15 protein-coding genes are annotated in these 17,888 nt (G+C 71.4%); 7 read left to right on the forward strand and 8 right to left on the reverse strand.

Features of this window, described 5'->3' with window-relative positions; translation table 11 throughout:
* Window positions 1–208 precede the first annotated feature (208 nt).
* Together OYE22_RS13705 and OYE22_RS13710 are read left to right on the forward strand one after the other, a co-directional pair.
* Window positions 209–1,093: an alpha/beta hydrolase gene (locus tag OYE22_RS13705; protein ID WP_277320665.1), complete on the forward strand. Its 885-nt coding sequence runs from the start codon at window positions 209–211 to the stop codon at window positions 1,091–1,093.
* Between the two features lie 152 nt (window positions 1,094–1,245).
* Window positions 1,246–2,748 (forward strand): carboxylesterase family protein, encoded by a 1,503-nt coding sequence (locus OYE22_RS13710; RefSeq protein ID WP_277320666.1) that lies wholly within the window; start codon window positions 1,246–1,248, stop codon window positions 2,746–2,748.
* 1,114 nt (window positions 2,749–3,862) lie between these two features.
* Here the strand turns inward: OYE22_RS13710 and OYE22_RS13715 are convergent.
* The 5 genes from OYE22_RS13715 to OYE22_RS13735 all read right to left on the reverse strand — a co-directional run bounded on the left by OYE22_RS13715 (window position 3,863) and on the right by OYE22_RS13735 (window position 9,262).
* The gene (locus tag OYE22_RS13715) at window positions 3,863–4,588 is read right to left on the reverse strand and encodes a dienelactone hydrolase family protein (RefSeq protein ID WP_277320667.1); all 726 of its coding nucleotides are present in this window, start codon (window positions 4,586–4,588) and stop codon (window positions 3,863–3,865) included.
* A 751-nt stretch (window positions 4,589–5,339) separates the two neighbouring features.
* Window positions 5,340–5,621, reverse strand: a complete 282-nt coding sequence (locus tag OYE22_RS13720) for a hypothetical protein (RefSeq protein WP_277320668.1) — start codon at window positions 5,619–5,621, stop codon at window positions 5,340–5,342.
* Window positions 5,622–6,205: 584 nt separating this feature from the next.
* A complete protein-coding gene (locus OYE22_RS13725) occupies window positions 6,206–6,619 on the reverse strand; it encodes a hypothetical protein (protein ID WP_277320669.1) in 414 nt (137 codons plus the stop codon).
* A 94-nt stretch (window positions 6,620–6,713) separates the two neighbouring features.
* Window positions 6,714–7,961, reverse strand: coding sequence for a helix-turn-helix transcriptional regulator (locus tag OYE22_RS13730; RefSeq protein ID WP_348652210.1), 1,248 nt, complete (start codon window positions 7,959–7,961; stop codon window positions 6,714–6,716).
* Between the two features lie 113 nt (window positions 7,962–8,074).
* The gene (locus tag OYE22_RS13735; RefSeq protein ID WP_277320671.1) at window positions 8,075–9,262 is read right to left on the reverse strand and encodes a helix-turn-helix transcriptional regulator; all 1,188 of its coding nucleotides are present in this window, start codon (window positions 9,260–9,262) and stop codon (window positions 8,075–8,077) included.
* Window positions 9,263–9,773: 511 nt separating this feature from the next.
* On the opposite strand from OYE22_RS13735, the gene OYE22_RS33425 reads away from it, so the two are divergent.
* The 4 genes from OYE22_RS33425 (at window position 9,774) to OYE22_RS13750 (ending at window position 12,465) form a co-directional block, all read left to right on the forward strand.
* A complete protein-coding gene (locus tag OYE22_RS33425; RefSeq protein WP_348652211.1) occupies window positions 9,774–10,466 on the forward strand; it encodes a hypothetical protein in 693 nt (230 codons plus the stop codon).
* A gap of 33 nt (window positions 10,467–10,499) precedes the next feature.
* Complete coding sequence (locus tag OYE22_RS33430; RefSeq protein ID WP_348652212.1) at window positions 10,500–10,805, forward strand: hypothetical protein; 306 nt, start codon at window positions 10,500–10,502, stop codon at window positions 10,803–10,805.
* Window positions 10,806–11,053: 248 nt separating this feature from the next.
* Complete coding sequence (locus OYE22_RS13745) at window positions 11,054–11,227, forward strand: hypothetical protein (RefSeq protein ID WP_277320672.1); 174 nt, start codon at window positions 11,054–11,056, stop codon at window positions 11,225–11,227.
* An 80-nt stretch (window positions 11,228–11,307) separates the two neighbouring features.
* Window positions 11,308–12,465 carry a low temperature requirement protein A gene (locus OYE22_RS13750; protein ID WP_277324125.1) on the forward strand — a complete coding sequence of 386 codons (1,158 nt, stop codon included), beginning with the start codon at window positions 11,308–11,310 and terminating at the stop codon, window positions 12,463–12,465.
* A 17-nt stretch (window positions 12,466–12,482) separates the two neighbouring features.
* On the opposite strand, the gene OYE22_RS13755 is transcribed toward OYE22_RS13750, so the two are convergent.
* The 3 genes from OYE22_RS13755 to OYE22_RS13765 all read right to left on the reverse strand — a co-directional run bounded on the left by OYE22_RS13755 (window position 12,483) and on the right by OYE22_RS13765 (window position 17,095).
* Window positions 12,483–13,067 (reverse strand): hypothetical protein, encoded by a 585-nt coding sequence (locus OYE22_RS13755; protein ID WP_277320673.1) that lies wholly within the window; start codon window positions 13,065–13,067, stop codon window positions 12,483–12,485.
* Window positions 13,068–13,348: 281 nt separating this feature from the next.
* Entirely contained in the window at window positions 13,349–15,622 is a 2,274-nt protein-coding gene (locus tag OYE22_RS13760) for a family 2 encapsulin nanocompartment cargo protein terpene cyclase (protein WP_277320674.1), read from the reverse strand.
* A gap of 444 nt (window positions 15,623–16,066) precedes the next feature.
* Window positions 16,067–17,095 (reverse strand): DUF4073 domain-containing protein, encoded by a 1,029-nt coding sequence (locus OYE22_RS13765; protein WP_277320675.1) that lies wholly within the window; start codon window positions 17,093–17,095, stop codon window positions 16,067–16,069.
* A 335-nt stretch (window positions 17,096–17,430) separates the two neighbouring features.
* On the opposite strand from OYE22_RS13765, the gene OYE22_RS13770 reads away from it, so the two are divergent.
* The gene (locus tag OYE22_RS13770) at window positions 17,431–17,766 is read left to right on the forward strand and encodes a YnfA family protein (protein WP_187063251.1); all 336 of its coding nucleotides are present in this window, start codon (window positions 17,431–17,433) and stop codon (window positions 17,764–17,766) included.
* Window positions 17,767–17,888: the final 122 nt, after the last annotated feature.

The raw sequence follows: 17,888 nt of genomic DNA on the forward strand, positions 1-17,888 counted from the left end.
CGCGCCCGCCGCCACCGCGCGCCCGCCACGGGGTCGAACGGCGCCGGCCCCCGCCCACACGCCGCACTCCTCGCCACCGTATAGCGCGCTCATCCATCGCTCATCCGCGCCCAGCAGGCTGGGAACGTACCCGCCCACGGCGCGCGGCGGCGGCCCGGCCGCCCCGTACCGCCCGCCCGGGCTCCCGACCCGACCCAGGACGTGCGCCATGCCGCTCTCCCGCCTCCCCCACTTCGCCTACCAGCGCGTTCGCGTCGCCGACGGCGTCTCGCTGAACGCGGCGGTCGCCGGTTCCGGCAGCCCGATCGTGCTGCTGCACGGCTTCCCGCAGACCCACCTCATGTGGCGGCACGTGGCCGCCGACCTGGCCGCCGATCACACCGTGATCTGCCCCGACCTGCGCGGCTACGGGGCCAGCGACAAGCCGGCCGAGGACGGCGACCCGCTCACGTACGCCAAGCGCACCATGGCCGCGGACGTCGTCGCCCTGGCCCGCGCGCTCGGACACGAGCGGTTCGCGCTGGCCGGGCACGACCGGGGCGCGCTCGTCGCCTTCCGCGCCGGCCTCGACCACCCGTCCGCCGTCACCCACCTGGCCTGCCTCGACGTGCTGCCCACCCTGGACATGTGGGACGTCATGCACGGCACCAGCGCGGCCGTCGGCTACCACCTGTACCTGATGGCCCAGCCGCCCGGCCTGCCCGAGCGGATGATCAGCGCCAGCGCCGACGCGTTCTTCGGCTCGTTCCTGGACGCCTGGGCCAACGACCCGCGCGCCATCCCCGCCGACGTACGCGCCGCCTACCTGGACGCCTGCCGCAACGCCGTGCCCTCCATCGTGGCCGACTACCGCGCGTCGGCCGGCATCGACGTCGAGCACGACGAGGCCGACCGGGCCGCCGGCCACCAGTTCGCCATGCCCGTCACCGTCCTCCAGCAGGACTGGGGCGCCGCCCTCGGCTTCGACGCGGCGGCCCGCTGGCGCGCCTGGGCCCCCGACCTGCACCACGCCACCGTCTCGTGCGGCCACTTCATGGCCGAGGAGGCCCCGGAGACGATCGCCACGGCCCTGCGCGACCTGCTGAAGCGGTAGCCCCTCGCACCCCGCAGCCGAATTGAACGCCCGCCCCCCAACTCCCGTGCACAACAGGCCACTTCTTGACGCAGCGCCACATGGGCGTAGCTTCGACCGGACGGATTCGCCGCCACCACCCGCACCGCGCTCCCCCGTCCCGAGGAGAGGTCATGGCCGCCGTGGAACCGATCGTCCGCATCACCCAGGGCACCGTCCGGGGCCGGATCAGGGAGGGGGTGGCGGTCTTCACCGGCGTCCCGTACGCGGCGGGGCCGACCGGCGCGGCCCGGTTCACCCCGCCCGCGCCACCCACCTGGCGCGGCGAGTGGGACGCGCGCGAGCCCGGGCCGAGCGCCCCGCAGGTGGGCGAGCCGGGCCGGTCACCGCTCCAGGACCTGATGGGCGAGGGCTGGCTGCCCGGCGCCGAGTACCTGACGGCCAACGTCTGGACGCCGTCCCCCGAGCCCGGCGTGCGCCTGCCGGTCCTGGTCTACCTACACGGCGGCGCGTTCGTCGGCGGCCGTGCCACGGCCGGCCTGTACGACGGGACGTCGTTCGCCCGCGACGGCGTGGTGCTGGTCGGCCTCAACTACCGTGTGGGCGTGGCCGGTTACGCCCACCTGCCGGACGCGCCCGCCAACCGTGGCCTGCTCGACCAACTCGCCGGCCTGCACTGGGTACGCGACAACGTGGCCGCCTTCGGCGGGGACCCGGACCAGGTCACCGTCTTCGGCGAGTCGTCGGGCGCGGCGAGCGTGTGCGCGCTGCTGGCCTTAGCCCCGCGCGGCCTGTTCCAGCGCGCGATCAGCGCCAGCGGCGGGGGCTCGCAGTCCCTCACCCCGGCCCAGGCGAGCGCGACGACCCGCGCCCTGGCCGACCACCTCGGCGTGCCCCCGACGGCCGAGGCGTTCGCGTCGCTCCCCGACCGGGCCCTGGTGACCGCGCTGGCCCACGTCCTGGCCGAGCCTCCGGACCTGTCCGTCGCCGGCGTACGCGACCCGCTGATGGGCCTGACCCCGTTGGGCCTGGTCATCGACGGCGAGTCGGTACGCGGCCAACCGGAGGACGCGGTCCGCGCGGGCGCCGCGGCCGACGTGGCCCTGTTGCTCGGCAACACGGCCGACGAGCTGAACCTGTTCCAGCTCACGCGCGGCGCCCCACCCGTCGACGCGCGGTCGCTACCGCTCCTCGTCTCCCGCCTGCACCCGGACCCGGCGCGCGTCATCGCCGCGTACGAGGCCGCCGGGCGCGGTACGACGCCCGCCGAACTCCTCTCCGCCATCGGCACCGACTACATGTTCGCCGTCCCCACCGCCCGCCTGGCCGACGCCCACGCCCCGCACCCGGCGGGCACCTGGCGGTACGAGTTCACCTGGCGCTCCCCCGCCTTCGACGGCCTCCTCGGCGCCTGCCACGGCCTCGACCTCCCGTTCGCCTTCGCCAACCTGTCCCGCGTGGACCTCCACACCCTCGGCCTCGTCCCCGACACGGACGAACCCCGCGAGCTGGCCCGCCGCACCCACGCCGCCTGGGTCGCCTTCACCACCACCGGCGACCCCGGCTGGCCCCGCTACACCCCTGACCACCCGACGGTGCAACGTCTGGACGCCACCTGGCTGCCGACGGAGTCGGCGGACGGGGCGGAGCGGGGGGTGTGGGTGGGGGTGCGGTGAGGTTGTGGGTGGGTGGGGGTTCGGTGGTCTTGGTGGGTTGGTGGGCTTGAGGTGTGGGGGTTGGCTTCGGGTGTGTGGGTGGGGGTTCGGCTGGGTGGGTGGCTGCGGGGACAGTGCGGCCTTGGGGGCGGCGGGGTGCCGTTGGGGGTCTTGACCTGGCGGAGGGTGTGCCTGTGGGTGGGCCCCGGCTTGCGGTACGAGCGGGGCCCGGCCCCGCTCGGCAGGGACATCGACGGGTTGCCGTTCTTGGCCTTGATCTCCTGGGGGCCGACCCCGCGAGGGCGGGGAGGGCTGCTTGCTCTCGTCCTGCGCCTGCTCAACAGCCGGACCAACCCCGCAGCGGCGGGGACGGGCCAAGCATCCCGGAGCTGACCGAGTAGCCGACGGGACCAACCCCGCGTGGCTGCGGGGACACCTCCAGGCCGAGCGCCAACTTGGCCTGCACCTCGGGGCCAACCCCGCAGGGCGGGGACACGCGCATGACGGCCCTGATCATCGGCGGCAGCGGCGGGCCAACCCCTGCGGGTGCGGGGACGAGCCGGACGAGGCCCAGTTCCTCCAGACCCGACAGGGGCCAACCCCGCAAGGCGGGGACGGAGCGTGCGGCGACGCCCTCGGCGTCCCTTACGAGGGACCAACCCCGCGAGGCGGGGACGGGCCGATGACGGGCGTACCTCGTGGTTGAGGTAGGGGCCAACCCCCGTGTGTGCGGGGACGAGTCCTTGCCGCCACGTGAGCAGACGTACTTGAAGGGGCCACACCCGCACACGCGGGGACGAGTCGACTGTCCAGCCCTCGCCATCAAGAGGCCCGGGGCCACCCCCGCACGCGCGGGGACGAGAAGAGGGCGACGCAAAACCACCTCTCCCACCTGGGGCCATCCCCGCATGCGCGGGGACGAGTCGGGGGTGAGCTCCTGGGCGTGGGGGTGGAGGGGGCCATCCCCGCACGCGCGGGGACGAGAGCAATTGACCTGCGGGTTTACCGCGCCCGACCCCGGATTCTTGCAACTTCCGCGAACTCCGACCTATCACCCAAGCTAGACAAGCGACTCACAGCACCCCCTCCACGATCCCGCCAGCGTCGCGCCAAAGGCCCGGCTGCCGACCACACATCACTCTGTCACGGGCAGGCACTCGGCGAGCAGGCCGACAACATCGCGCCAGGCCCGTTCCGCGTGCAGCGGGTGGTGGCTGACGCCAGGGCGCACCGCGTGGTCGACGTTCGGGTGGTGGAAGGCGTGCTCGGCGCCGCCGTAGACCACCAGGCGCCAATCGACGCCTGCGGCCTGCATCTCCGCAGTGAACGCTTCCCGTTGCGCAGGCGGCATGATCGGGTCTTCCGACCCCACCCCGGCCCACACGGGGCATCGAATGTTCGCAGCCTCGCCCGGTCGTCCGGTGGTCACCGCGTTGATCGTCCCGATCGCGCGCAGATCCACGCCGTCACGCCCGAGTTCCAACGCGATGGCGCCCCCGGTGCCGTACCCGATGGCGGCGATCCGATCGGGGTCCGTACGCGGTTCGGCGCGCAGCACATCGAGCGCCGCGTAGCCGATGCCCCGCATCCGTTCGGTGTCGTCAAGCAGAGGCATGATGTACGCCATCATTTCCTCGGGGTCGCTGAACCAACGCCCACCGTTGATGTCGAAGGCCAGCGCCACGTAACCAAGTTCGGCCAGCGCGTCGGCCCGTCGGCGCTGGACGTCGTTCAGCCCCGGCCCCTCGGGCCCGAGCAGAACCGCGGGCCGACGCCCAACGCCGGCCGGAATCGCGAGATGCCCCACCATCGTGAGGCCGTCGGCCGGGTACTCGACCGTGCGCGTTGTCATCGTCGTCATACGTCTGGACGGTAATGACCACCGAGCCCAACCGGGCATGTGTTCACCGCCGGCGGAACCACGCCGTGTGGTTCTCAAGTGCGGCGACGGCGCGGGGGGTTCGCTGCGAAGCAGGGGTTGTGGGGCAGCGTTGACACCGCCCCAGCCCCAACCCCGCACGCGCGGGGACCAGAAGGCCCTGAACGTCATGCTGAACTCGGTGGTGGGACCATCCCCGCGCGCGGGGACCAGATGCGTCGCCGCAGGTCAGAAGCGATTTCTTCGGGACCATCCCCGCGCGCGGGGGGACCAGCTCGGCGAGCTTCGCGGCGTGCGCGCTGCGCCGGGACCATCCCCGCGCGCGGGGGGACCAGGCGGAGCCGGAGGAGGATACTGCGGCATCAGGGGGACCATCCCCGCGCGCGGGGACCAGAGCAATTGACCTGCGGGTTTATCGCGCGACACCCCGGTTTTTTGCAACTTCCGCGAACTCCGACCTATCGCCCACACTCGGCAGATCGACCACAACACCCCCTTGCTAGCCAGACTTCACAGCCTATCCGCGCTCGCACCCTGAGGCTCAAGGACAAGAACGCTGGACCGCCAAACCCCCCACCAGGCACGCCCCGTTCGCAAGACGGCATGGCCAGCGCCACCCACGCACCCACGCACCCACGCACCCACGCACCCACCGAGCGCACCCCCACCCGCAGGCGCCGACACCCCACACCATGCCCCCGACCTCACAGCCCGCACCGCCTCCTCACCCTGCCTACGGACCAGCACTCGGCCCGATGTCCTCAGCCGGGGTGACCAGCCACCGCAAGGTGACCGTCGCCGCGTAGCGGACGTGGCGGCCGTCGGGGTGGTCGCGGGCCGCGTGGCTCGTGCACCAACGCTGGGCCTGGTGGTGTTGGCCCGTGATGGACTCCGACGGCTCAGGCTCTGGCGACTGTTCGTCGCAGGTCAGGCATGTCGCGCGGACGAGATAGGCGTCAGCCTCCGGGTCAGGCCCAAGGTGCATCTCGACGTAGCGGTACCGACTGCGGCTCATGTGCGCCGCCGGTTGGTGGGCGAGCGGGCGGCGTGGTCGCATGCGGGGTCGGCCTCCAGGCAGCAGGGGACGGGTTCGGCCGGGCCGGATCGACCTCCGGCCGGCGCCTCTTCCGTACGCGACGACTCCCCCACACACACGGGGCAGGGCGACGAAAGCGCGGCCGCGCCGTGGGCGAACCGTACGGCCGAGGCGAGGATGGCGCCGAGGTGGGCGTGGTTCGGCCAGGTACCGTCCCGACCAGTCGATCGGCAGTCGCCAGTGCAGGCCAGGGCCGGTGTTCCGATGCGCGGACGGCACCCCGACGTAGTGAGCCCCGGGGCCGGGCCCCAGCAGGGTGACGTGCCGCCCCAACCGCTCCCACTGCGGCACCACGGACGCCTGGCCGGCCGGCACCAACCAGTACGCGGCAGTGGTCAGCGGATCGACGATCGCGGCACACCTCTCGCTCACGTCCAGCATCTCGAACGCCCGCCGAGCAACGACCGTGGACGTGCGCACGGCATCCCAGCGCCGCCCCGCAGGCAGCAGGGCAACGGCGTCACACGAGGGTGGCACCCAGTCCATTCCGCTCACGGGCGAACTCACGGTCGAACTCCCGGGCGCAGCACGGCAATCGCCTCCACCAACCGACCCGCGTCCGTCAACAGCCGACCCGGCTCCGGCGGAACGCGCCACCACACCATCCGAGCCCGCGCCATGCCCGGTACGAAGACGTACGACCCGTCGTCACCCGCGAGGCTGACCACCTCATGCCCGTACAGGTGCCGCACGGCCACCGCCTGGGGCTCGATCAACCACACGAGCCGCTCCGGCACGTCCTCCTCGATGACCGCCCCACTGCCGTCACCGAGCGCGGCCAGCACCCGGTTCCCCAGGTAGTACGGCAACGACAACGTGTGCCAACCCAGTTCACCGATTCTGGTCCACCGCACCCCACCACCAGGCGGCACCCAGTCGAAGGGTGGGGGCGAGGTGTTCTCGGTCCAGGTTGGCATGGCGCAGCCCTCCGGTGTCATCAACGGTGATCGGTTGATGACTGACCGTATGGGCCGCCTGCCTACCGTAGGGACACAGTCCGTGTCCCTACGGTCACAGCAGACCGAGCCGTAGCGCGAACTCGTACGCGTCGGTTCGACGTCGTGAGTTCAGGATGACGTTCATGGTTTCGTGCACCGCTGGGTGCATCCGCGTCGCCTGCGGCGCCAGCCGTTCAGCGTGCAGGAAGGACTCCAGCGCTTCGTCATTTCGCCCGTTGTAGTGGTGCGCACGGCCGACGTCGATGAAGTAGTGGCTACGGCGCTCGCGCGCGTAATCCGCAGGAAGACGCGGCGTCACCTGTGCGGCGCGGCGTACCGCTTCCCGCCCTTGCCCCACTTCAACCGGCAGCGATACCGACCAGATGGCGACATTCGTCGGGCCGAATTGCAGTTGGAAGTCGTTGCGGTCGCCCCCCAACGTTTCGGCCAGTTTGCCAGCCAGAGCGAGGTGCTTTTCCGCGGACTTCGGCTCACCGGCCCGCGCGTGGTTCAGGCTGGCCTTGAGGTGAAACGCCCCCTTGAGCAAGACCTGCTCGGGGCTGGTAGCGCATCGATCAAGCTCGGTGAGCGCCCCGTCAATAATGGCGCCGGCTTCCTCGTGTTCACCGATGGCCATGAACTCGCCGCTCTCGTACCAGTGACCTGACAACGCCCGTAGCGGATCGCCCGTCTCCATCGTGGACCAGACCACCCGCTCGGTGGCCAGCGTGGCATCCGAGCCGCGCCCGAGCTTATACAGCAGTTGCATGGCGCACTCGTACGCGGACGCCAACAAGTCGTGCGCCTGCCACCGATCCGACTCCGGGACCACGTCTACGGCGACTTGCAGATCACGCAACAGAGCGGGCAGAACCCTGCCGCTACTGACGAGCACGGATTTCTGCCGATATCCGTTCGCCTCGGCGACGCGCGCCCGAAGGTCTTCCATATTGACGCCCGCGACCTCCTGCTCCGACGGCCGCGAGGGGCGGCCGTGCCGCAGGAGCGCGCGACGGATGGCGGCGATCGACAACACGGCCGAATGCCCGTCGAGATCACCGTCGGGCGGAGAATACGGCTGTCCGGTGATCTCGGTGGGGTGGCAGTCGAGGGCCCGCGCGAACCGCAGAATGACGTCCGCACGATCCAGCGAACGGCGCCCTTGCTCGAACTTCTTCACGGCGGAAAGCGAATAGCCGCTCTCCGTTGAGAGGCGAGTCTGAGTCCACCGGCGGCGATCCCTTATACGGGCAAGGCGCTGGCCATTTGTAAGCAAGCTCGTCGGAACATTGGAGTAAGGCATGCGGGCCCTCCTCGGCATCCATCCCTCCCCGCACGGTACTCCTGCGGCGCCACACCGGGCCACGACAGTCTCTGTCAACGCGACCGCACAGAGAGCCGTCAGAGCCCGAGCGGCGAAGGGGTATCACCGCACTACAGCGGCACGCCGATCGCGTCAGCCAGGCGTCGCATGTCCGGGGTCAGCGTCCGCCGCTTGCGGATGACCCTGGTCGCGATGTCCTGTGCGTACCGCTGGCGCGGCAGCCACTCGGGGGACGCGCTCTGGATGCCGTACAGCACCTCCATGGCCTGGTCGTACCGACGCAGGCGGGCATGCGCGTCGGCCACGTCCAGCAGGTGACGATTGCGATTGTTGCTGGTGGGGCGCAGGCCACCAGAGGGGATCTCGCTCGCCAGGCTCAGCACCACATCCGGCTTGCCGGCGACCGCAGCGCTCTCGGCCCGCTTCAACGCCACCGTGACAGGGCCGAACGTGCGCAGGAAGTCTGCCCGGGGAGCGTGCTCGCGGCCCAGGGCAGTCGCCGCCGCGTGCGCCATGCGCAAGGCGTCCGCCGCCTCGTCGGGCCGCGCGTCTCGCACCGCCGCCGCCGTGACTCGCAGCATCATCCATCCCCACGCGGACAGTTCGTCCGCCGTGGCCCGGGACAACCGGGGCTCCATGTCGTCACCCCACCGAACGGCCAGCTCGCGCGCTTCCGACAACTGCCCGGTACGCAACAGCAACCAAGCCATCGTATTGACCGATGCCGAGCCATCCAGGCGATCGGCTGAGGCCGCCGTGGCCTGGGTGAGGGCGTGCTCGGCAGACTCGTACTGGCGCGTCTGCGTGAGCAGCCACCCGGTGAGCTGGAGCAGCCTGCACCGAACAGCGCGGGCCTCGCGGTCACTGTTGTCCAGAGCGTCAGCGTCTCGGAGCAACGACGGCAGGATGACGGCAAGCTCGGCGAACCGGTCCCTGGCGAACAGCGGTTCAGCCGCTCGCAATGCGGCCCGCAAGCCCGCCGAGGTGGGTGCGTCATCCTCAACGTAGTCCGTTACCGGTGGGGCGAAGAGCGCATCACGTACCGGCGCCCATTGACCTTCCACGTGCGGGTCGGCGGCCTCGGGGTCACGGCGCAGCAGGTACGTCGTTGGCACGCGCAGCGCGAGAGCGAGGGCGCGGGCGGTCTCCAGCCGGGTCTCCCCGCCCGTGCCCTGTTCCAGCTTCCGCACGGTGGAGTGGGACAGCCCGGCAGCACGGGCCAGAGCCTGTTGCGAGAGGCTGCGGCGCTTGCGTAGATCACGGACACGCTCACCGAGCGTGTGGGAGGTCTCAGCCATACTGGACTCCTCGCCCTGACGTAGGCACCTGAAACGGCACTCCCAGCTCGGTCAACGTCGTCGCGATGTAGTGCTGTTGACTCCCACCGGAGCAACGGGCGTCGTGGGCGGCCAGCGCCGCGTGCGCAGGGACCAGCGGACCGGCATCGACACCCGGTGCGCCCCGCCGGGACCACCCCCGCACGCGCGGGGACCAGCCGAGGAGAAGGTCGGCGAGCTCGATACGCCGGGGACCACCCCCGCACGCGCGGGGACCAGAGCAATTGACCTGCGGCTTCACCCCGCGACACCCGGTTTGTTGCAACTTCCGCGAACTCCGACCTATCACCCAATCACGCAAAACTCCCCCCTTGCTGCCGCCCGGGCCACCCAGGCTATTCCCGGCCCCGCACACGACGCCGGTCAACAAGGCCGTAAGTCCGCCAACTCCCCCGAGTCACCCCGCCCTCACCCACCCCACATCTCCGTACTAGCAGCCACATGTAGGCCAACTGTCGGCCAGACTGGACGCATGGGGGACGGCGTTGGGGTGAACGTCAGGCGGGAGCGGGAGCGACTACCCGCCGAGCCGCCTCCACCTACGCTGGCCGACTACCTGCCCGAAGGCGACCCGCTGGCCCCTCTCCGCTCCCGTGAGGGTCGCCGCGTCGGGATAGGCCAGGTCGCCGACCTGCGGCAGCGAGTACACGGCCTACGACTGGCCGACGACGTACTCGCTGGAGGCGATCTCATCCGGCCCGCACTCCGGGAACTTCGTTCCGCCGTCCGTTTGTACCGCGAGGGTGCCCACACCGGGGCGGTGGGGCGCGAACTGCTTCGCCAAGTAGGCGAGTTGGGGCAGATCGTCGGGTGGATCGCGAGCGACGCCGGGCGGCACGCCGAGGCGGAGCGGATCTATCAGCTCGGACTCAGCGCGGCCAGGCAAGCCGAGGACCACACCCTGGCCGGGAACCTCGCCGGGTCGTTGGCCTATCAACTCTGCAACACCGGCCGGGCAGACGACGGCCTGGCCCTCGCCCGTGCCGCGCTGCACGAGGCCGGGCCGGACGCGTCGCCAAAAGCCCGTGCGCTGTTCCTCGATCGGGTGGCCTGGGCGCACACCAAAGCCGGGGGCCGCGCGCACGCGCAGCACGCGATGCGGGCTCTGGGGGAGGCGGCGGAAGCGTTGGCCGAGGACAGCGCGGGCACCGAGTCCCCGGCGTGACTGTACTGGGTGGACGCCGGTGAACTCCAGATCATGGAAGCCCGCGTCCACACCGAGCTACGCCGACCGCTCCGCGCCGTGCCGCTCCTGCGCGACGTGCTCGGCCGGTACGACGCGACGCACACACGGGAACTCGCCCTGTACCTGTCGTGGCTCGCCGTCGCCTACGCCGACGCCAACGAGCCCGAGGAAGCGGCGGCGACCGCCGCGCGGGTCATGAGCCTGTCCGCCGACGTGGCCAGCGAGCGGACGGCGGATCGGGTCCGGGTGGTGCTGGCGCGGCTGGCCGAGTACGCCGAGGTGCCCGAGGTGCGAGCCGTACTCGACAGCGCGACCTGACCACGCCCGCGCGGGATCGAGCGCGGCGCGCCCTTGGTGGCGCCTTGGAACGCACCCCCACCCCATCCACAGGCTGTGCACAGCCGCACCCCGCCCCCGACCGACCCCGCCCCCGCTCCACCAATCCGCCCAAGATCCACATGCGCCCCCGCACCGAGTCTGGTGACGTGGCTACGACAGGGCCTCCGGCAGCCGCCGAGGTCGCCCCGTCCACGGCCCCCGGTCCCCGGACACCGCAGGAGGCAGTCATGGCCGCCACCCCGGACACGACGACGCTCGCGGACGGGACGACACCCGCCGGCCTGGCCACCTCCGGCGCGGCCCCGTACACAGACCCGAACGCGGACCCGTACGCCAGGCCCTCCCGTACGAACCCGGCCCCCACGGCCCCCCGTACGCCCCTCCACACCCCTCACCCATGAACCAGCCGCACCCCGACCCCACCACCCCCGGGCGCCAGCCACAATCCGCCCCCGCCCCCGCCAGTGCGTGGCGGCGCCCCATGGTGGCGCGGTTGGCCAGTGAGGAGCATCGCACCGCGACCGTGCTGGAGCTGTTCTTCGACCTCTGCTTCGTCACCGCCGTGGCTCAGGCGGCCCTCGCGTTCGAGCACGAGTTGGCCGAGGGGCACGTCGGACACGGGGTGCTCGGCTACGTGCTCGTGTTCTTCGCGATCTGGTGGGCCTGGATGAACTTCACCTGGTTCGCCTCCGCGTACGACACCGACGACGTGCCGTACCGGCTGCTCACCCTGGTCCAGATCGTCGGCGCCCTGATCATGGCCGCCGGCGCGGCCGACGCGCTCAAGGATGACGACTTCACCGTCATCACCTGGGGCTACGTCGTCATGCGGCTCGCCATGGTCACCCAGTGGCTGCGGGCCGCCCGCGCTGATCCCGAGCGGCGGCGTACGTGTCTGCGGTACGCGGTGGGCATCCTCGTGGTGCAGATCGGGTGGGTGGTGCGGCTCGCCCTGCCCGACGGCGCCGGCCTCCCCGCGTTCGGGCTCCTCGTGCTGGCCGAACTCGCCGTCCCCGCGTGGGCCGAACGGGCGACCACCACCACCTGGCACCCGCACCACATCGCCGAGCGCTACGGACTGTTCACCCTGATCGTGCTCGGCGAGACCATCACGGCGGCCACCGGCGCCGTCCGTACGGCCCTGGACACCGACGCGAGCATCGGCGACCTCGCGCCGCTCGTCGTCGGGGGCGTCCTCACCGTGTTCGCCCTGTGGTGGCTCTACTTCGCCCAGCACGCGCCCCGCCGCCTCACCGGCCTGCCCAACGCGCTGCTGTGGGGGTACGGGCACTACCTGGTCTTCGCCTCCGCGGCCGCCGCCGGCGCCGGGCTCGCGGTCAACGTGGCGCACGCGACCGACCACGGGCACCTCAGCGACCGCGCGGCCGCCGCCGCGTACACGATCCCGGTGGCCGTCTTCATCACCCTCGTGTGGCTGCTGCACCACCGCGCCGCCGAGCTGCGTAACCCGGCCGACGTCATCCACCCGCTGGCCGTACTCGCCATCCTGGCCAGCACCTTGTTGCCCGCCCCCGCACCGGTCCTGGTCACCGGCGTCCTGGCGGCGCTCCTCATCGCCGCCACCCTGGTCCTGACCGCGCGCGCCGCCGCCCGCTCCCGCGAGCGCTCCCCCACCTGACCGGCGGCGACGGGTGCTCAGTGGCCGCCCTCCGGCTTGAAACAGCCACCTTCCATGTACATCCCGTTGACGCCGACGTGGTAACTCTCGCGCCGCGTGAACGCCGTGACACAGGCGTCACCCACGTACAGCGCGACCCTGGCGCCCTCGGGCGTGGCCTGCTGGTCGGTCTCCCCGCTCGTGCCCAACCCGGACACGGACAGCGTCCTGTCACCCGACTCGTCGCCCGTGCCCTCGTCGCCCGTGCCCTCGTCGCGGTAGCCGAGTTCGAGCAGGGCCGCGCGCACCCGGTCGGGGCCCCACACCCTGGCCTTCCAGAGCCGCGCGATGACGGGCTTGATGCGCGCGGCCTCCGCCCGGGCGGCCTTCTCGTTGGCGGGGGACATGTCCAGCTCGGACTTGAAGGCGTTGTTCTCACCGTGGTGCGGTGCCCCGTCGGGTACGACGGGCTCCACGTTGCCCCGGGGGCCGACAGGAGAAGGCGAGGGCAACTGGGTCGACGAGGGGGCGGGGGTGGTGGCCCGCTGGCCGGACGCGGAGTCGGCGCGCTCCTGGCCGCAGGCGGTCAGGGCCAGGGTGGCGGCGCCCAGGCACAGGGCCACGGCGACGCGTCTGAGGCTGGGGCCGGGGCCGGGGCTGGGCCTGGGGCTGAGTTCAGGCCCGGGTCCGGGTCCGGGGCTGGGTCTCGGTATCCGCATGGGCGGGACTCTGCCACGGGCGCCGGGCCGGTCCGCGCCGACCCGGCCGAACCGCCGCGTCAGGTAGTTGCCACGCCCGAAGCCGCGCCGGCCCGGGCCGCACACGCGACCCGGGCCGGCGGGAGGGCGCGAGCCAGGCGCCCACCCCAACGCGAAGGCCAGGCGCCCGGCCGGCCCGCGTCAGCTCACGACGCCGTAGGCAACCACGCCCCCGAAGCCGAAGCCGACGCTGACGCCGGCAACCGCACGCGGGCCGCCGACGTGCCCAACCCCGTCGGGCCGCCCGCGACCCAGTCCGTCCTCGGGGCGAAGTTGCGGCGCAGGTCGGCCTCCTTGTAGCGGACGCACTCGCGGTGCCAGTTGAGGATGCCGGCGATCCAGTCCTTCAACTCGGCCACGTACGTGTCGACCTCGTGCCGCGCCTCCGCCGACAGCTCGAAGTCGTCGTACAGGACAGGCAGTTCGTGCTCCGCGACGTGCAGGAACTGGCTCAGCCTGGACTCCATCAGCTCGTGCACCAGGCGCAGGGCCGTCGGGTAGTCGATATCGAAGAACTTCTGCACGACCAGCACGCCGTTGTGGATCTCACCCTCGTACTCGATCTCCTTCTGGTACGAGAAGACGTCGTTGAGCAGCGTCGCGTAGTCGGAGACCGCGCTCTCCAGGGAGCGCATCGGGCCGCTCTCGTATACCGCCGGCGGCACCTGCTTGCTGTGCCGCAGCCGGCACAGGCTCATGGTCAGGTCGGAGCCGAAGGTGTGGCGGCGCATTTCGATGTAGTCGATGGGGTCCGGCACGCGGTTGTGGAACTGGTTCTCCAGCTCCCACAGCCAGCTCGCCGTCATGTTCTCGATCGCCGCGCGGAACTTGGCGCGGTCGGCGGGGTCCATCGGGCCCGCGGTGCGGGACCAGAGGTCGATGAGGCCGCGTTCGAGGGCGTTCACCGGCTCCGGCGGCGTCGAGTCGTCCAGCGGCATGCAGGCGGACAGCCGCGCCGTGCACCGCTTGGCGCCGGCCAGGTCGCGCGGGGCGCCGAAGACGACGGGGTAGTAGTCGTCGCCGTACGTGCCCCAGGCCAGCCAGCACGCGCTGAGGTCCAGCTCCTCCGGCGTGGCGTCCGGGTCCAGGCCGGCCGAGCACAGGGCGAGGTCGTAGCCGGCCAGCAACTCCTCGTTCCACACGTCCGAGTTGGGCACGCCCGGCTGGGCCTCCAGGATGCCCATCCGGTGCGCCCAGTCGATGACGTGCCGGCGCGAACCCTCCAGGTGCGGGCTGAGCTGGAGCGGGAAGGGCGGGTTGAGGTCGGGGATGCGGGACGGGCCGACCTTGGTGAACGGCACGTGGCTGTACGAGCGCAGCCGCTTGGCCCCGGTGAGGGCGATCAGCGACTTGATGTTCGCCGACTCGGTGCCGAGCCCGGTGAGCACGAACGGGCCCCACGGCGTGAGGCCGGCGGGCGCGTCGGCCCCGCCGCCGTTCATGTAGCGGCTGGAGCGCATGTGCCACTCGTGCCCGCCGGACTGCCAGTCCTGGAGCCCCTTGACGTACAGCAGCACGTCGGCGCACTCCCGCGGGCTCAGGCCCTGGTCGGCGAAGAGTTGGGGGAGTTCGAGCAGGGTGGTGTTCTCGAACTGCTGGAGGCGGGAGGTGAGCAGGTCGTTGACGGCGTCCGCGGCCTCCTGCGTGGTGCAGTCGAGGAACCGCTCCAGGACGAGGACGCCGTTGCTCAGCTCGCCCTCCTCCTCGATCTCGCGCTGGTACGAGAAGAGGTCGTTGCGCAGGTGCACGCCGTCCGAGAAGGCGTCCCGCAGCACACGCAGCGGGCGCGACGCGGCGACCCTGGCCGGGACCTCGGCGCCCACCGCGTACTCCACCAGCCCCGACGACCAGGGCGCGCCGCCGACCTTGCGGCGCATCTCGATGTACTCCACCGGGTTGGAGACCCGGCCGGCGTTGATGTTGGACAGCTCCCACAGCGACTCGTTGAGCAGGTTCTCGGTGCTCTCGGCGAAGCGGGCCCGCCACTCCATCGACATGCTGGGGACGGTGCGCCGCCACAGGTCGGCGAGGCCGGCCTCGACCGGGTTCTCCGGCTCGGGCATGGGCGTGGCCAGGTCCATCGGCATGAAGGCGGGCAGCCGGGCCAGGTGCGCCTTGCCGGCCTCGCGGTCCTGGGTGCGCTTGAACTTGTCCAGGAAGTAGTCGTCGAAGAAGAAGACCCACACGTACCAGTCGGTGACCAGCGAAAGGGCTTCGGCCGAGGTGTCGGGGTGGGTGTAGGCGCAGAGCAGGGCGTAGTCGTGGGCGTCCAGATCGCTCTGGTCCCAGATCCCGGAACCCTCCAACATGTCCATTTCCCGGGCCCACTGGCTGGAGTGTTCCCGGGCCGTCTCGACATGCGGGTTCAGCCGTGCCGGATAGGGCATGTAGAAGTCCGGCAATTCAAATGGCTGCGCCATTCTGGCCCGCCTTTCGCTCAAACTCATGGGGGTGTGCGGAACTCGCGGTGGCGCGGGCGGCACGCCCGATGGGCACGTTTGTGCGAAGACAGGGTGAAGCGCTTATTCGTTCGAATAAAATGCTCGTCACCTCCACCGTGCCGCCTTACCGACCGCCACAGCACTACCCTGGGGCAAGCCGGGTTACCCGCGCGGGATTCCGCACAACTCTCCGCCGTTTTTTCGAGCGGTGTTTCCTTGGCCGCCCGCGTTCGCCGCCGCGTTGGCTCCCGCGTTCGCCGCCGCGTTGCTCCCGTGCTGGTGGCGTGATCGCCTCGCGCTCACCCCCGCGTTGGCCCCGCGATCGCCTCGCGTTCGCTCCCGCGTTCACCCTGGCGCGCCGCCGCCCTCCGCGCCCACGGAGGGCACGGAGGGCGGCGCGAGGCGCGCGGGGCCCGTCGGGGGTCAGCGGCCCCGGTGGAGCGGGATGCGCAGTTCCTTGATCCACTGGTTGCGCAGGTAGTCGCGGGCCTTGAGGACGACCTCCTTCTTGCCCACCCGCACGCGCAGCCCGGTGTTCTCCTTGCCGGACATCGACGTCTCGCCGCCCTTGCCGTCGTCGATGAACGAGGTCTGGACGGCGCCGGTGTTCACGACCGTGAAGCCCTCCAGGTTGCCGGTGCCGGGCACGACCTTGCGCACGGCCCAGTCGGACAGGCCCAGGCTCCAGTGCGTGTGCGAGGTGAACAGCACCGCGTCCTTGTACTTGCCGAGAATGCCCAGCAGCCGGTCGGCCTGGAGGTAGTCGCCGCCGTACATCTTGTTGCGGGTGCCGGAGACGGTGTCGGGCAGCACGTGGTGCGAGAAGACCATCACCGGCTTACCCTTGCGCTCCCAGTACCGAAGGCGCGCGTCGAGCCAGGCCAACTGCTCCTCGCTCATCCACACCTCGTCCCACTTCTTGGCGTCGTGGTACTTCATGTACTTCTCGGTGCCGAGCATCAGCATCGGCACGCCGTCCACGACGCGCTCGTAATAGACCTTGTCGAGTCCGGTGAAGTCGTAGAAGTTCTGGAAGAGTTCGCTTTCCTTGGTCCCGTTGGGCCAGGTGTCCTGACAGAGCTTGGACGCGTCGCAGTACTTCGGCACGTAGAACTCGTGGTTGCCGATGGTGAAGTACGTCTTCTTCGGGTGCGGGTGCGCGTCCAGCGTCTTGCGCACCTCCTGGTACTCGTGCGGGTAACCACGGTTGGTGATGTCGCCGTTGACGACCAGGGCGCTGCTCTTGCCGGGCAACCCCTTCATCTGGTCGAGGGCCCGGCCGAGGTCGGCCGTGTCCCCCTGGACGTCGCTGACGACGTCGAAGGTCACGTCTCTGTGCCGGTCTCTGGCCTCGTGGCCACCGGGCGCGGCGCCGGCGGGGACGAGGGCCGCGGCGGCGAGGCCGACGGCGGCGGTGAGAACGGCGGCGGCGGACACTACGGTGCGTTTCACGGCAGGGCTCCTGTTCGTCGGTACGGGCCGCACGGCGGACGGGCCGCGCGGGCCGGCGGGGGAAGTCGGGCCCGAGCAGCGAAACAACGCCCTCTGAGCGGGCGCGAACATGGCGCGAAGCGGAGCATGGCCGGAACGTGAATATCACGATCCCATTACCGGTCTAGGCCGAACCGGCTCCGCGCCCGGCCCCCCGCGATCCCGCTGCCGGCCCGTCGGCTGGCGTCCCGCTGGCGGCCCGTCGGCTGGCGACCCACTGCCGGCCCGCTGGCGATCCGTCGGCTGGCGGCCCGCTGGCGATCCGTCGGCCCGGTTGGCCGTCGTACGCTGCCGGCATGCTCGTCGCCCGGTCCATCGCCCTGTTCGTCCTCGCCGCCCTCTTGGAGATCGGCGGCGCCTGGCTGGTCTGGCAGGGCGTGCGGGAGCACCGGGGGTGGCTGTGGATCGGGGCCGGGGTGATGGCGCTGGGGGCGTACGGCTTCGTCGCGACGCTCCAGCCGGACGCCGAGTTCGGGCGCATTCTGGCCGCGTACGGCGGGGTCTTCGTCGCGGGCTCGCTCGCCTGGGGCGTGGTGGCCGACGGCTACCGCCCGGACCGGTACGACGTCGTCGGCGCGCTGACCTGCCTGGTCGGCGTCGGGATCATCATGTACGCGCCGCGCGGCGGCTGAGCCCGGACCGCCACGCACCGCTCCGCACGCCACGCACCGCTCCGCACGCCACGGCCGACAGGGCCGACAGGGCCGATCAGATGCTCGGCATATCCTGCGTACGGAGATCATGACCGCCGCAT

This window comes from Streptomyces sp. 71268, assembly GCF_029392895.1.
In the GTDB taxonomy this organism is placed as follows: Bacteria; Actinomycetota; Actinomycetes; order Streptomycetales; family Streptomycetaceae; genus Streptomyces.